The organism is Paenilisteria newyorkensis, from assembly GCF_000766145.1.
Taxonomy (GTDB): Bacteria; Bacillota; Bacilli; order Lactobacillales; family Listeriaceae; genus Listeria_A; species Listeria_A newyorkensis.
This window is the reverse complement of record NZ_JNFB01000008.1, coordinates 44,264-57,659: the sequence shown is the minus strand read 5'-3', so window position 1 is coordinate 57,659 and position 13,396 is coordinate 44,264. Positions and strand designations below refer to the sequence as shown.

The 13,396-nt window shown below is 39.2% G+C and carries 22 protein-coding genes; 16 read left to right on the top strand and 6 right to left on the bottom strand.

What is annotated here, in order from left to right; translation table 11 throughout:
* Positions 1 to 54: 54 nt before the first annotated feature.
* The 3 genes from EP58_RS03315 to rlmD all read left to right on the top strand — a co-directional run bounded on the left by EP58_RS03315 (position 55) and on the right by rlmD (position 3,548).
* A complete protein-coding gene (locus EP58_RS03315; protein WP_036090019.1) occupies positions 55 to 996 on the top strand; it encodes a diacylglycerol kinase in 942 nt (313 codons plus the stop codon).
* 174 nt (positions 997 to 1,170) lie between these two features.
* The gene (locus tag EP58_RS03310) at positions 1,171 to 1,932 is read left to right on the top strand and encodes a hypothetical protein (protein WP_036090016.1); all 762 of its coding nucleotides are present in this window, start codon (positions 1,171 to 1,173) and stop codon (positions 1,930 to 1,932) included.
* 251 nt (positions 1,933 to 2,183) lie between these two features.
* A complete protein-coding gene (gene rlmD / locus EP58_RS03305) occupies positions 2,184 to 3,548 on the top strand; it encodes a 23S rRNA (uracil(1939)-C(5))-methyltransferase RlmD (RefSeq protein WP_036090014.1) in 1,365 nt (454 codons plus the stop codon).
* A 77-nt stretch (positions 3,549 to 3,625) separates the two neighbouring features.
* On the opposite strand, the gene EP58_RS03300 is transcribed toward rlmD, so the two are convergent.
* The 5 genes from EP58_RS03300 to EP58_RS16880 form a co-directional block, all read right to left on the bottom strand.
* A complete protein-coding gene (locus EP58_RS03300; RefSeq protein WP_036090011.1) occupies positions 3,626 to 4,768 on the bottom strand; it encodes a tyrosine-type recombinase/integrase in 1,143 nt (380 codons plus the stop codon).
* Between the two features lies 1 nt (position 4,769).
* The gene (locus tag EP58_RS03295; RefSeq protein ID WP_036090007.1) at positions 4,770 to 5,048 is read right to left on the bottom strand and encodes a hypothetical protein; all 279 of its coding nucleotides are present in this window, start codon (positions 5,046 to 5,048) and stop codon (positions 4,770 to 4,772) included.
* Between the two features lie 135 nt (positions 5,049 to 5,183).
* On the bottom strand, positions 5,184 to 5,810 hold the full coding sequence (locus tag EP58_RS03290; protein ID WP_036090005.1) for a DUF4352 domain-containing protein: 627 nt from the start codon (positions 5,808 to 5,810) through the stop codon (positions 5,184 to 5,186).
* A 69-nt stretch (positions 5,811 to 5,879) separates the two neighbouring features.
* Positions 5,880 to 6,179 carry a helix-turn-helix domain-containing protein gene (locus EP58_RS16885; protein ID WP_052164832.1) on the bottom strand — a complete coding sequence of 100 codons (300 nt, stop codon included), beginning with the start codon at positions 6,177 to 6,179 and terminating at the stop codon, positions 5,880 to 5,882.
* Positions 6,180 to 6,330: 151 nt separating this feature from the next.
* Positions 6,331 to 6,741: a helix-turn-helix domain-containing protein gene (locus EP58_RS16880; protein WP_052171334.1), complete on the bottom strand. Its 411-nt coding sequence runs from the start codon at positions 6,739 to 6,741 to the stop codon at positions 6,331 to 6,333.
* A gap of 181 nt (positions 6,742 to 6,922) precedes the next feature.
* On the opposite strand from EP58_RS16880, the gene EP58_RS03275 reads away from it, so the two are divergent.
* The 4 genes from EP58_RS03275 to EP58_RS03255 are packed head-to-tail and all read left to right on the top strand — an operon-like array spanning position 6,923 to position 8,672.
* Positions 6,923 to 7,138 carry a helix-turn-helix domain-containing protein gene (locus EP58_RS03275; protein WP_036090003.1) on the top strand — a complete coding sequence of 72 codons (216 nt, stop codon included), beginning with the start codon at positions 6,923 to 6,925 and terminating at the stop codon, positions 7,136 to 7,138.
* Positions 7,139 to 7,180: 42 nt separating this feature from the next.
* Complete coding sequence (locus tag EP58_RS17645) at positions 7,181 to 8,065, top strand: phage antirepressor KilAC domain-containing protein (protein ID WP_052171333.1); 885 nt, start codon at positions 7,181 to 7,183, stop codon at positions 8,063 to 8,065.
* On the top strand, positions 8,062 to 8,286 hold the full coding sequence (locus EP58_RS03260; protein WP_036089999.1) for a hypothetical protein: 225 nt from the start codon (positions 8,062 to 8,064) through the stop codon (positions 8,284 to 8,286). The genes EP58_RS17645 and EP58_RS03260 overlap by 4 nt, the downstream gene beginning before the upstream one ends.
* 41 nt (positions 8,287 to 8,327) lie before the next feature.
* Complete coding sequence (locus EP58_RS03255; protein WP_036089996.1) at positions 8,328 to 8,672, top strand: hypothetical protein; 345 nt, start codon at positions 8,328 to 8,330, stop codon at positions 8,670 to 8,672.
* A 111-nt stretch (positions 8,673 to 8,783) separates the two neighbouring features.
* On the opposite strand, the gene EP58_RS03250 is transcribed toward EP58_RS03255, so the two are convergent.
* Positions 8,784 to 9,320 carry a hypothetical protein gene (locus EP58_RS03250; protein WP_036089994.1) on the bottom strand — a complete coding sequence of 179 codons (537 nt, stop codon included), beginning with the start codon at positions 9,318 to 9,320 and terminating at the stop codon, positions 8,784 to 8,786.
* A 93-nt stretch (positions 9,321 to 9,413) separates the two neighbouring features.
* Between EP58_RS03250 and EP58_RS03245 the strand changes: the two genes are divergently transcribed.
* The 9 genes from EP58_RS03245 (at position 9,414) to EP58_RS03215 (ending at position 13,389) form a co-directional block, all read left to right on the top strand.
* Positions 9,414 to 9,599: a hypothetical protein gene (locus tag EP58_RS03245; protein ID WP_036089993.1), complete on the top strand. Its 186-nt coding sequence runs from the start codon at positions 9,414 to 9,416 to the stop codon at positions 9,597 to 9,599.
* Between the two features lie 116 nt (positions 9,600 to 9,715).
* The gene (locus EP58_RS03240) at positions 9,716 to 10,243 is read left to right on the top strand and encodes a hypothetical protein (RefSeq protein ID WP_036089991.1); all 528 of its coding nucleotides are present in this window, start codon (positions 9,716 to 9,718) and stop codon (positions 10,241 to 10,243) included.
* Between the two features lie 20 nt (positions 10,244 to 10,263).
* Positions 10,264 to 10,497 (top strand): helix-turn-helix domain-containing protein, encoded by a 234-nt coding sequence (locus tag EP58_RS03235; RefSeq protein WP_036089989.1) that lies wholly within the window; start codon positions 10,264 to 10,266, stop codon positions 10,495 to 10,497.
* Positions 10,490 to 10,624 carry a hypothetical protein gene (locus tag EP58_RS17775; protein ID WP_255309554.1) on the top strand — a complete coding sequence of 45 codons (135 nt, stop codon included), beginning with the start codon at positions 10,490 to 10,492 and terminating at the stop codon, positions 10,622 to 10,624. The genes EP58_RS03235 and EP58_RS17775 overlap by 8 nt, the downstream gene beginning before the upstream one ends.
* Before the next feature lie 165 nt (positions 10,625 to 10,789).
* Entirely contained in the window at positions 10,790 to 10,951 is a 162-nt protein-coding gene (locus tag EP58_RS17430; protein WP_156110579.1) for a hypothetical protein, read from the top strand.
* 10 nt (positions 10,952 to 10,961) lie between these two features.
* Entirely contained in the window at positions 10,962 to 11,123 is a 162-nt protein-coding gene (locus tag EP58_RS17425; RefSeq protein ID WP_156110580.1) for a hypothetical protein, read from the top strand.
* 445 nt (positions 11,124 to 11,568) lie between these two features.
* Positions 11,569 to 11,754: a hypothetical protein gene (locus EP58_RS03225; RefSeq protein WP_036089986.1), complete on the top strand. Its 186-nt coding sequence runs from the start codon at positions 11,569 to 11,571 to the stop codon at positions 11,752 to 11,754.
* Complete coding sequence (locus EP58_RS03220; RefSeq protein WP_036089984.1) at positions 11,751 to 12,620, top strand: hypothetical protein; 870 nt, start codon at positions 11,751 to 11,753, stop codon at positions 12,618 to 12,620. Before EP58_RS03225 ends, EP58_RS03220 begins: the two co-directional genes overlap by 4 nt.
* Complete coding sequence (locus EP58_RS03215) at positions 12,592 to 13,389, top strand: PD-(D/E)XK nuclease-like domain-containing protein (RefSeq protein ID WP_036089980.1); 798 nt, start codon at positions 12,592 to 12,594, stop codon at positions 13,387 to 13,389. The genes EP58_RS03220 and EP58_RS03215 overlap by 29 nt, the downstream gene beginning before the upstream one ends.
* Positions 13,390 to 13,396 lie beyond the last annotated feature (7 nt).

The window sequence follows — 13,396 nt, the reverse complement described above, 5'->3', positions numbered from 1 at the left end:
GAGCAGAACGGGATTGGCGTTTGTATTCAGATTTGAGAGGACGGAGAATATACTATGCAAAAACGAGCGCGGGTGATTTACAACCCGACATCAGGGCGAGAAATTATTAAGAAAAACTTGGCTGATGTGCTAATGATATTGGAAAATGCAGGATATATAACGAGCTCCCATGCGACGACACCAGCGGAAAATGACGCAAAAAATGAGGCGCGAAAGGCTGTTGAGGATCGCTATGACTTAGTCGTTGCAGCGGGCGGCGATGGCACGATTAATGAGGTTATTAATGGTATCGCAGAGCAGGATTACCGGCCGAAAGTAGGGATTATTCCGACTGGCACGACAAATGATTTTGCGCGGGCATTGAAGATTCCGCGGGACGTGATTAAGGCGACGGAGATCATTGCAAAGGGCGCTAGCGTCGCGATGGATATTGGAAAAGCTAACGACACGTATTTTATCAATATTGGCGGTGGTGGACGGATTACCGAGCTGACGTATGATGTTCCGAGTCGTTTAAAGACGATGATTGGCCAGCTGGCGTACTATCTGAAAGGCATTGAAATGTTGCCATCACTCAAGCCAACACCAGTGAAGGTCGAGTACGATGATGGTATTTTTGAAGGCGAAGCGATGTTTTTCTTGCTTGGACTTACGAATTCGATTGGCGGCTTTGAGAAAATTGCGCCGGACGCTAAACTAGATGATGGCAAATTTTCACTGATCATCGTGAAAAAAGTGAACTTGGCGGAGTTTATTCGCTTGGTGACACTGGCTTTACGAGGAGATCATATCAAAGAGCCAAACGTGATTTATGTGAAGTCGGAGAAGGTTATTGTGCATTCAGAGGAACAGATGTTGATCAATTTGGACGGGGAACTCGGCGGCGAAACACCGATGACCTTCCAAAACTTGAAGCAACACATTTCCTTCTTTGCAAACGTGGCGGATATTCCAGCATCGGACCTAAATAATAAACAAATGGAAATGATTGACTAGTAAACAAACAGACAGGCCGAATGACTCTGAGACATGAGATTCATTCGGTTTTTTTGTAACATATTCTGAGATAACTGTAATCTTTGTAAAGAACTTGTATTAATCCGTAAAATGCGATATAATAGAGAAAGCTGTTACGATACAGTTAGAAACAAGGAAGAAGGTGTTTGCGACTTGAAAAGCAGTCGTGTAAGCCGTTTTATTATTGGTTTGTTGGCATGCATAGCCATCGGGGGTGCAGCCTTTCTTATATTTTGGAATGTGCAGGCGGAAGAAGTGATGCCTGAGGTTGATCAAGCGAAATTAATGGATAGTAATAGAACGTGGATTAAGACGAACACAAGCATTGCGATTGGGCCGAATCTGGTCGTTCCTATCAAAGGGGACAGTACGGTAACGAGCATCGCAAGCAATGGCGATTTAATCCTCGATACAACGAATAAAGCCGTTTTAACAAAAATGGCAAAAGTGGATGCGAAATATCAAGCAATGGATCGTTTCCGAGTTAGAATTTTTGCGAACAAGGTATCAACGGTGATGAACCCAGCAACATTCCAATATACGAATGACAAAGTGGATGGTTTTTTGACGAGCTATTCGATTTTGAATGGAACCTTGGATAAAACGGCGGGTAAAAGCTTTGGACTGACGGCAAAAGCGGGGACAACGATGCAAGTGAATGAGAAACTAGAAACAATTTATTCTAGTGGACTTGCTGAGAAAGTTGCGCCAATTTTGGGTATCAATCCGAAGATATCGAGTCAGTATTTAGAAGATGAATTTAATGTGACGACAGGTGAAACGGTGACTGCCTATCCTAGACAGTTGGAATATCAGTTTAGCGCCGAAAAGACATCGCTTGCTTTCTTTAAAGGGGATAGTGATGAGGAGATTACGCAACCAGTTGGATTGGAATATGTGATTAAGGAAAAATGAAGAGCAGAAGAATCCTAATTATTGATTTTGAGTAGGATGTGAATTTTGCTTTACACAAATCGAGCGAAAGCGTTTGTATTCAGGTAGTTTAGTGGAAGCCGGAGAGCTACGTGTACGAGTGTACATGAGAACCGGAAGTCCGCCAAACTGCCTGAATGCGAGCGTTTGTCGCCTATTTTTTTTGCGTATGTTCTATTCTCCTTTTTTTTGGTATAATGTGAAGAGTCTAGATATGATGAGGGAGGGCAAATATGGGTGCTCCAGTGAGTAAGAATGAGTGTATTGATGTTGTTTTTGAGGATTTAACGCATGATGGTAATGCTGTCGCGAAGATAAATGGTTATCCGATTTTTGTGCCGCAGGGTTTGCCGGAAGAAACGGCGCGGATTAAGGTGATTAAGACGAATAAGAACTACGGATTTGGCAAAATTATCGAGTTGACGAAGGAAAGTGTGGATCGGGTGACGCCGCCTTGTGTTGTTTATTCGCAGTGTGGTGGTTGTCAGTTGCAGCATCTGAGTTATGACGGGCAATTACGCGTGAAGCAAAAACAAGTGGCGCAGGTGATGAAGCGGATTGGGAAGCAGGACGTAGAGGTATTGCCGACGCTTGGTATGGCGGAGCCTTGGCGTTACCGGAATAAGGCGCAAGTTCCAGTTGGGTTTGTGAACGGGAAATTGGTCGCGGGATTTTATCAGCAGCGCTCGCATCAGATTATTGATATGGATACGTGTTTGATTCAGCATGAGGAAAATGATGCAGCGATTCAGATTGCGCGTGGTGTTTTTGCGAAGTACCATATTGAACCGTATGATGAAACGACGCGAAAAGGTGTGTTGCGCCATTTGATGACGCGTTTTGCGACGACGACGGGTGAATTGATGCTTGTGATGGTGACAACGAAGCCGAATTTTCCAAATAAGGAGCAGATTGTGGCGGAGTTGCAGACGGCCATTCCTGGTTTGACATCGCTTGTTCAGAATGTGAATGCGGCGAATACAAATGTGATTTTTGGGGATCGTACGGATGTTTTGTGGGGTCGTGAGTACATTATGGACACGATTCACGGGATTTCTTTTGCGATTTCGGCGCGGTCGTTTTATCAGGTGAATCCGGAGCAGACGGAAGTTCTGTATGCGGAGGCGCTGCGTTTGGCGGAGTTGACGGGCGAGGAGACGGTGATTGACGCGTATTGCGGAATTGGCTCGATATCGCTGTGCTTGGCGAAAGAGGCGAAACGGGTATACGGCGTAGAAATTGTGCTACAAGCGATTGAGGATGCGCGCGCGAATGCCAAGTTGAACAAGATGGATAATGTCACCTTCGAGGTTGGGAAGGCGGAAGAGGTGATTCCGGCTTGGTTTAAAGATGGTATCGTGGCAGATGTGCTGGTTGTCGATCCACCTCGCAAGGGCTGTGACGAGGCGCTACTTGAGACAATTTTGAAAATGAAACCGAAACGGGTTGTTTATGTATCGTGCAATCCATCGACGTTAGCGCGGGATATGTTGGTGTTGACGGACGGTGGTTACGAGGCGAAAGTCGTTCAGCCTGTAGACATGTTCCCACATACGACACATGTGGAGTGTGTAACGGTACTAACGCTTAAATCGTAACGCTTTTCAAGGTTATAAGAGGATGGAAAAACACCATTTTCCACCCTCATGCCACCGCCTGTTGGAGGTCGGTGGCATTATTTTATCTTATTTTCAAAAATATCTACGGTGTCATCTGCCATTTTTGGCGTAACATGAGAGTAGGTATCTACCGTTGTAGAGTGCCTAGAATGCCCTAAACGAACTTGAACACCTTTAGTGTTAGCTCCGCTTTCTATAAGCATCGTAGCGTGTGTGTGACGCAGAGAATGGAAATTAAACTTAATACCAAGATCATAGTTCACAACGCGACTCAAATACTTCATTGTATTTTGAGTTACGAGTGTTCCGTTTTCCATCGTACATACAAAATTATTTTGAGTATAATACTCGCGGTATTTCTTTTTATTTTTTTCTTGCTGCTCTTTGTGTGTAGTTAGAATATCAATTAGAGTCTTGCCTATTTTGATGGTCCGAATAGAGCCTTTAGTCTTTGGCGTTCCAAACTTCGGCACACTTCCATGTAAAACCAATATTTTTTCTACGTGTATTTCTCCCTTTTCTAAATCAACACAATCCCATGTCAAACCGCAAACCTCGGCAATGCGCATACCAGTATGAAATCCTATTTGCAAAGGGATGTAGTAGGTTGTCGTAGCTGGAAAGCGTTCAATTATTTTGTTGAAATCCTTTAAGGAAATAACTTTTAAATCATCCGATTTTCGCACAATCTCATTTTTATTGTTAGGCTTTTTAGGTAGTGTCACATACTGCATTGGATTTTCTTTAATGTACTTATATGGATGAACAGCCATTTTAAAACCTTTAGACAGCACTCCATAAAAACCGCTGATTGTATTTTTTGTAAAGCCAGCGAGTAATTTCTTGTTTAAAAAGCTTTGTAAGACATCCGGCTGTATAGATTTAAGTTTATAGTGCCCGAATTTCGGTTTTATATGCTTGTCAATTATGTTTTTGTAGGCAACTTGAGAGTTATATTTTAAATCAATCATTACATAGTTCTCGTACCAGTAATCAAAATAATCTGCTACGCTAATTTCTGATTGATCCACGAAGGAACCACCGTTTTCAAACTCATCTAAAGCCTTTCTCAAGTTAGAGAGGGCTTCTTTCTTTGTAGTGCCACCTTTTCGCTCAATCTTTTTCCGCTTACCATCCACACGGCCCGCCTCAAAATAATAGTACCAGGCATCTCCACGCTTTCTTACGCCACCTTGCATATCAACAAATCCCTTCATCTTCATTCATTAAAATAATTGTCTTAGTGTCGTCAGGCTCAAGTATTATCATATTAACAATATAAGACAATACACATTGTTTTCTTTCATTCGTCAACGCTGCGGAACAAGTTAGTATTCTAGTATGATTATCTATGCATGTAAGTATTGCATCGATTTCTTTATTAAGATTGAAATCGATAATCTGCATATTCAAGTTGCGAGATATTTCTATAATATCTGCTGAGCCAAACTCGCGAATCAAATCAACTAACTGTTTCATAATTTCCCACCGTTCCCGTTTATTTCTGTTTCTGATTGTTTAAAAAAGTGTATTTACGTGAATATCACCCCCAAAAAAAGCGTACGTATGTTCTATTTTAGGTACAAAGAAAAGCCCGGTTTGGGCGATTCTCCTTTATTTATTTAAGTTTATTTTAACTTTTTCAGTTCCCCATATTCCTGTTTGCGCTTCTAAACTCAAATCCGTAGCATTTGCTGTATCTTCAGTTACATCAAATACTACCTTGCCACTCAGTTCGACATCAGGATTAAGTTCTGACATGAAAAAAGAATCGGTTATTGTGCCGCTTTCATCTTGATTAGCAGAAAGAGAGGCACCGCTATCAGCTTCATATTTCTTATCGCCACGAAGTAGTGTGAAGAAAGAACTGTCTATAGTCACTTTTTCATTGCCATTATTCTTAACTTTCAAATTAATAATAAGAAAAGTATCTTTAGCTTCCGTTGGCAAAATAGACGGACCAACTTGCTTTGTCGTTTCTTTTGACTCTACAATATATTCCATATCTCCAACTTTAACAACATCACCAATTTTATATTCTTTCTCTTCGGTTTCTTTTTTTACATCTTGTTTAGCGGGTGTTTTTTTAGCAGTAGTGGCAGTGGTATTTTTTTCACTTGTTTTATCACTTTTAGCTTCATCTTCATTCCCCATATTCGCAGCTACCATCACGATGATAACGACAAGAACCCAAAACCACCATTTCTTAAAAATAGATTTTTTCTTTTTCCCAGTTTCCATTCCTTCTACCCCTTTTGTGTTTTATTATATGAACGCATAGCGTTTATACCTATCATCTTTGTTGCATTGTTATTTTCTATTCACACCATCGACAAAGGAGAGAATTTTATTCTTTTCTAAGTCGTTTAAACCGTTGTTAAAACGTAGCAGCATAACATCAACGTCAGTTTTGTTAGCGCGTCCGAACAGTTCTTCTATTGAAACGTTTAACGCATCTGCTACTTTTTCTATTTCAAAATGACGTAAAGCACGAGCGCCATTTTCTATTTTGCTCATTGTGCTGTCATCAACACCGATCATATCAGCTAATTCTTTTTGCGAAATTTCTTGACGCTTTCGAAACAATACAATGCGTTCGTGAATGTCCATGATTACCACCGTCCCTTTTGAAAGTACTAACATGAATCATTCTAATATAAAGAATCATAACTTCAAAATAGAAAGTAAGTAAAATTCTAAAAAAGAGAGCGTGGGGGATATTTAATTCTAAAACAGAGAATATTAAGTTACCTAGAATTTTTCACTTAGTATTTCTATTTATTAGTTTAGCAGTTCTAACAGCATTTTCAAAAGCTCCTCTTAAGCTTTCCTTAGCGTCCTCTGAAAGTTCTTCACCTTCAAGAATATAATTGCCGTTTTTTATGTCGGACATGAGTCTTTCAACTTCTTTTTGTATGTCTGTTTCTTCTTGTTCGGAAAATAAATCTGTAATCTTAGCATTGTACAAATCATCTATTGTAATGTTAAAGAAATCGGCAATCAATTTTATTGATGAAAGACGAGGCTCCTCCTTGCCATTTTCCCATTTAGACAATTTTCCTTTATTAAAATTGATAACTCCAGGGAATTTTTCGTTAAGAGCATCAGCTAGTTCTTCTAGTGTCATATTACTTTGCAGACGCCTTGCTTTTATACCTTCTCCAATACTCATTTGAACAACCTCCTGATTATATAATTATACATTTAAAGTTGTGTAATCGCAACATATATACGTCATTACGAAACATAAATTTAATAAAAACACACTAAAGTTGTTGACTTCGAAACTTTTTTAGGTTATTATGAATTTACATTAGTTGTTGTTTTCGAAACTAAAGAAAGGAGGAGGAGCGATGTTAGTTAAAAATGAATATGATGTACCATATTTCAAATTGAAAGGATTAATCGTTTCTAGCGGGCTTAAACAGTCAGAGGTAGCCGAAATGATAGATATGGATAGATCATTATTCAATTTGAAAGTGAATAGAAAAAAAGGAAGAGACTTCTATTTTGAAGAAGCTATAAAGATTGCAGAAGTATTAAATGTTAAAGTAGACGATTTTTTTTAAGAATCAGTTTCGAATTCGACAACTTATTAAGGAGGAAACAAAATGAACAATCTAAAAGTAATCGGTAAACAAAATCTAGGGCGTTTTACTTTCACCGGCATTGAAGGTGGATTTGGAGAAGGCAAGCGAGCGATGACGGTAAAGGATATTGCAATGATTCATAGCACAGATGTTAGAACCATTAACCAATCCATAAACAGGAACATTGAACGATTTAAAAATGATGTGGATATTATCGATTTAAAATCCGTTATCACACTGAGTGACCCAGAAAAAGTGGGCTATACACAAAATGCTTGGAACAGGAGTAAAAACGTTTATCTTCTATCTGAACGTGGCTATTCCAAACTACTAAAAATATTAGAAGATGAAACCGCTTGGGAAATCTACGATCAGTTAGTAGATAATTATTTCGATATGCGCGAACAGATACGAAATCCGCAAACAAATGAAAATCAAAAGATGGCATTCTACATCCCGCAAACACTAGCGGAAGCATTGCGGTTAGCGGCAGACCTAGAAGAAGATAACCAAAAATTGGAAATAGAGAATCAAACGCAAGCGAAACAAATTGCAGAATATGAGCCGAAAGCTACTTATTATGATGAAATACTAAAATCAAAAGGCTTGATGGCTGTAACGCAGATTGCAGCAGATTATGATTTAACCGCTCAGAAGCTAAACCTCATCTTAAAAGAAGAAGGCGTGCAACATAAAGTTGGAGGGCAATGGATTTTGTACAAGGATCACATGAACAATGGTTATACGGAATCTAAAACAATACCAATCACGCATAGCGATGGCAGACCAGGAACAATACTTCATACAAAATGGACGCAAAAAGGAAGATTTTTTATCCATGAAATACTGGTGCGACGTAACATTGAAGCCGCGGTTGATAAAGTGATAATGGAGGCGCAAAAATGACTGATACTGATTTGTTAAAAGAATTAGATAGTTTAAGTGATTTAATTCATGATGTTTTAGCAGGTAAACCACCCTATAAAGTTGTGGAAACATCGGGCGGAAAGAACGGAACTATAGTGTCTATAGAACGTAATATAAGTCGCGAAGAATACTTGCACCATAATTTGGAGGCATTGACAGGTGATTTATTAAGAATCCAAGAAAATATAATGGGATGTTAGCGAAAATTCTAAATGAATCACAAATATCGGAGGTTTTTAAAATGTATTTAGTCAAACAGACCAATGATTTTGAAATTGAAATTGAAGAACTTGTAGTAAGTGCTTTAGAAATTGGTGATTTAAAAGAAATTCTAAATACAACATTAAAACTATATATCAACAAAAAGAGAATTGATTCAGCGCTGTATTTAGAATTGACAACCAGTTCTTATGAAAAAATATTGAATTTCGCTTATAACGAGTTGGAACTAGTTGGAAAAGGAATACTCTTTATACCGGTGATAATGGCACTTTCGTTTCAATCGTTAAAACAAAGTGGAGAAACGCCATTCAACGAAGTGGAACTAGAAAATATGATCGATATCTTATCTGGAGGAGCGAAATAAAAATGGAACTGAAATATCTTTTGTTATACGGATTCGTTTATTTAATCTTTATAGTATGCTTGGCACAAGAAATATTCTTTGGACAGAAGTATATATTTAAAGAACATTATTTCAAGTTTGCTTGGTACGTTTTTTACGCAACTCTGGTATACGTAAGTTTAATATTTCTTCCAATTTAGATTGAGCAATATCTATACATTCAGAAAAAAGAACATGCTCTTTCTTGATTCCAAGCTGAGAGAAATCCAAAGTTTTTAAAGCATCATTTAATTGGTCTATTGTTGTTTGTTCAGGGTTAGAAAATCCAAAACTCTTTTTCATTTCATATCTGAATTTTTGGAATTTCTGACGCTCTCCTTTTGATAGGAACAAGAAGCAATTTAAACAAACAACATCGAATTTTATGATTTTTTCTTTTGTTATCTTATGCCCAATATCTGTGTTAATCATGATTTCTCCGCTTAATAAAACGAATTCTTGGAAACACTCTAGCATTATTTTGTAGTTAACTTCGGTTGCTTCGTGAAGCAAATCAAGTTTCTTTAGTCTCAATTCCATTTTTCGGCTGAAATAAGTAGTTAGTAAGGGGGAAAGTATTCCTGCAAAAGCTAATGCAAAAGAAAGAACATTAAACAGATCAATTTCCATACAATCACCTCGCTTTCTACCCAAATCATACCAAACAGGCGAGGCGAACATAAAGAGAACATGAAAACTGAATAATATACAAGGAGGAAATACATGATTGAATATAACGAATATCAATTTAATTATTCGGAATCAATGGACGGCGAACTTGTACGCGGATTAGCTCAAGTTATACGCAATGCGCTTGCAGAGCAACAACTAACAGTAGAACAAGCTGAATGCGTTTTACAGGTAGCCAAAGAAATGATTAACAGTAACGCTATTGTTACAAAGGTTTAAAATAACACTGACCGCCCGCCTACCACAACGGACGATCTATATAAAAGGGCTTGAAACAATCATAACAAAAAGGTGTGTTATGCGCCTATAAATTAAATAACAGAACGGAGAAAATAATGACAAACGCAATCAAAGAGTCAGCATACGCGGCGAAAGCTGTAAAGACTTTAACAGGAGAATATCAGCAAAAGGAAATAGCGCTAGACAATCATATAACACAAGCGCTAGTAAGCCAGCAAGCGAACGGCAAACGGAAAGTATCGAAGCAAGTGGCTAAATCATACATGGATAATTACAACAATGCCGAAGTGAGCTTTAGACTTTTGCGAGAATTTTCAGGCGGGTTATTGCCTTGCATACTAGAAAAAGTAGATAAACATCAAATGTCGTTGCTTCATCACTTCTCAAGAGAAGCTACAGAGGCGGTAGAGAGTGTTAAACAGTCATTAGATACGTTTGCTTCGCCTACCGCTAAAATCAGCACGGAGCAACGGCAAACCGTTGTAAATGTAATGCGAGAAATGTTAGACGCATCAGCGATTATCAACACAACATTAGCGATAATGAGCGAGGGTTACAATATCGATTTAAAAAGCCAAGTGTTGGAACGTGAAAAGTTTTGGGAGAAATCTGGCTGGATTTAATAAATAGAGAGGTGAGAATAATGCCTAAATTATTCAAAATGAACGAAGTTGCAAAAGAGCTTAAAACTAGTCGTGAATACGCATATAAATTAGTGAATAAAGGATTATTACCATCGTTGAAATTGCCACGTTTAAAAGTGCGAGAAGAAGCGTTAACGGAGTTTAAAGCAAAATACGAAGGTTACGATTTATCTGATATAGAAGCAATCAAAGAGATAGAATTAGACAGCATTGGAGTTGATGAAGATGCTTAACGGGATACTAGGCTTTATCGGAGGTTTCGCACTAGCAATGATGTATTTTAACCTTTTCTTAAGTGACAAAGCTAAGAGAAAGGCGGATGGATATGCGTATGACGAAGTGGAAAATGAGGACGTTTAGGCGCAAACGCAAGACAGGTGACAGCACCATTATTCTGAATTATGTAACTGGAACGGTTAAATTCAACGAGATATCAAGCGAAGTTCCGCTTATGGCAACCGGTTATCACACATTTCAAAAATACGTAGAGTACCTAGAATCGCAAGAATACGAGGAGGTAGAGCAATGTTTTCAGCACTAGTAAACTTTTTCTTTTGCGGACATGAGGACGAGAATGGGGACATTAAACTGGCGAAAGATACGAAAATATGGTTGCTAGTGATTGCGGCCATCGTGCTATCCGCCTTCGTTCTGATGGTAGGTGTAACGGTGATAAATAAATTGTGAGGTGAAACAGATGTACGCAGGATCAGTTGAGAATTTAATGGCAAATGAAGAGTACTGGGAGTTACGCAACCGCAACAGCCAAGCGTGGCATGACGAGTATATGGAAGATTTGAGAGGACGTGAAGAGAATGGACGAATTGAGAGTGAAACGGACGGACAAAGTGCATCGTAAAATAGCGGATATTTTAATAGAAAGATACGACGTTTCAGAAGATAAAGTAGCTATACAGCCATTTAAACGACACGATAAGCCATTTGAGGAGGTTATAAACATGGGTGAAATAACAGATATGCATTTAGATGGTACTTTGTGCGAGAGTTGCGGAGCAATGTTCGATGACATTTTAGAAGGGCAAGAACCACCTGGGCACACGAGAATTTGCTGGCATTGTGCTAAAGATAAACTATGTTGTCCAAGATGCAGGAATGAGGAAATAAAGTCGGACCATGCGTTTTGCACGATATGCGGATTAAAGTTTAACAACCATGGTTTTCTACGAGCAATAAAAAAAGCTCACTTTACAGAGTGAGCGAAACACATACAGGGAGTGCATGTATAAGAATAGATAACTTTATTATACATACTCCCGCATAAAAAAGCAATGGAGGCGATAGCAATGTGGTTCGAAGTGGAACATCACGGATTTAAGACGACGATTCACGAATACGAGGAAATCAGCACGGTTTACAACTGGCTTAAGCGACATCAGGAAGCGTTAGAAGGTTCATCGGTGTACAACGAAATGATCGATATATATTTTCAGCTTGATAAAAAATTCCAAGAAATGAGTGTGTCTAAATGAATGAATTAACGAATCAATTTAATAATCAAGGTAATAACGCGGCTACGGTAGTGGCAGCTAGTAGAGAAATGGAAGAGGTAAAAGGTCAGATATTTATGGCGCAGAACATGCCTCGCAATGTGTTCCAGTCAGAACAACGCATTATGGATGCTTGCAAACGGCTAACATTAGCAGAAACGGCTGTTTACTCTTATCCCCGTGGCGGTCAAAAAGTAGTTGGCCCATCGATTCGGTTAGCGGAGGTTTTGGCGCAAAACTGGGGAAATATCAGCTTTGGTGTGAAAGAGTTGGAACGTCGCGATGGTGAATCCACAGCGGTTGCATATGCCTGGGATATGGAAACGAATACGAGAACTCAAAAAGAATTTACGGTTCCGCACGTTAGATCAACTAAAAAAGGCATTCAAAAACTCACAGACGAGCGAGACATATACGAATTAGTTGCGAATATGGGGGCTAGAAGATTGCGTTCATGCCTGTTAGGTATTATACCAGGCGATATTGTAGATAAGGCAGTGGCGCAGTGTAATGAAACTGTACGAAGCGGTGGGGGCGATATCCCGCTGAAAGATAGGATTGGCAAGATGTTAGCTATGTTCAAAGAGAGCTATGGCGTCACACAAGAACAGATTGAAAATCGATTCGGTTATGGGACATCAACATTTACGGAATTCGATATGGTTCAAGCACGGAATATTTTTAACAGCATCAAAGACGGCCTAGCGAAAGTAGAGGATTATTTTGATAAATCAACCAAGAAAGATGCGCCTAGCAAGCTCAAAGAGGAGTTAGCGGCTAAGGAAGATGTTAAGGCAGATGTAGAAGAAGGTGCGGTAAATGAGCCAGAGAAAACTAACGAAGGATAACTATTACTCACCAGAAATGAACAAGGAATATATGTCGGTCTCACAATTCAAGTCTTTTATGAGTTGTGAGGCGCGGACATTAGCAGAAATCAACGGTTCGTGGACGCAGGAGGCGAAACAAGCGTTTTTAGTTGGCAATTACGTTCATAGTGCCTTTGAGTCAGAAGAGGTTCACAGCGAGTTTGTAGAAGCCAATAACGTCGTGATATTTAAAAAGAACGGTTCGAAATACTCGGATTTTGAAACAGCGGATCGGATGATTGAAACGGTTAAAAACGACCAGCTTTCCATGTTTGCGATGGATGGCGAGAAAGAGGTCATTATTGAAGCGGATTTATACGGCGCTAAATGGAAAGCCAAGATTGATGTGTTGAATAAAGACTATTCCAGATTCACGGACCTTAAGACGACGGCCGAGCTTTATAAACGGTTCTGGAGCGATAAATATAATGGTTGGGTTTCATTTATTCAGGCTTACGATTATGTGCTACAAATGGCTATCTACAAGCAGATGATAGAGAAACAATTCGGCGGTAACTTTTCCCCCTATATCGTTGCTGTCACGAAGCAGACGCCGTGCGATAAAGCGGTCATCGACTTTGACCCAACGAGGTTCGATTTTGAGTATTTGTATGTTGCGGAAGAGATGCCGCGAATCCTGAAATTAAAGGCTGGAGAGGTCGCCCCAACAAGGTGTAATAAGTGCGATTATTGCCGATTTTCAAAAGTATTGAATGATACAATAGAAGTTGGAGAACTACTAAAATAGGAGGCTG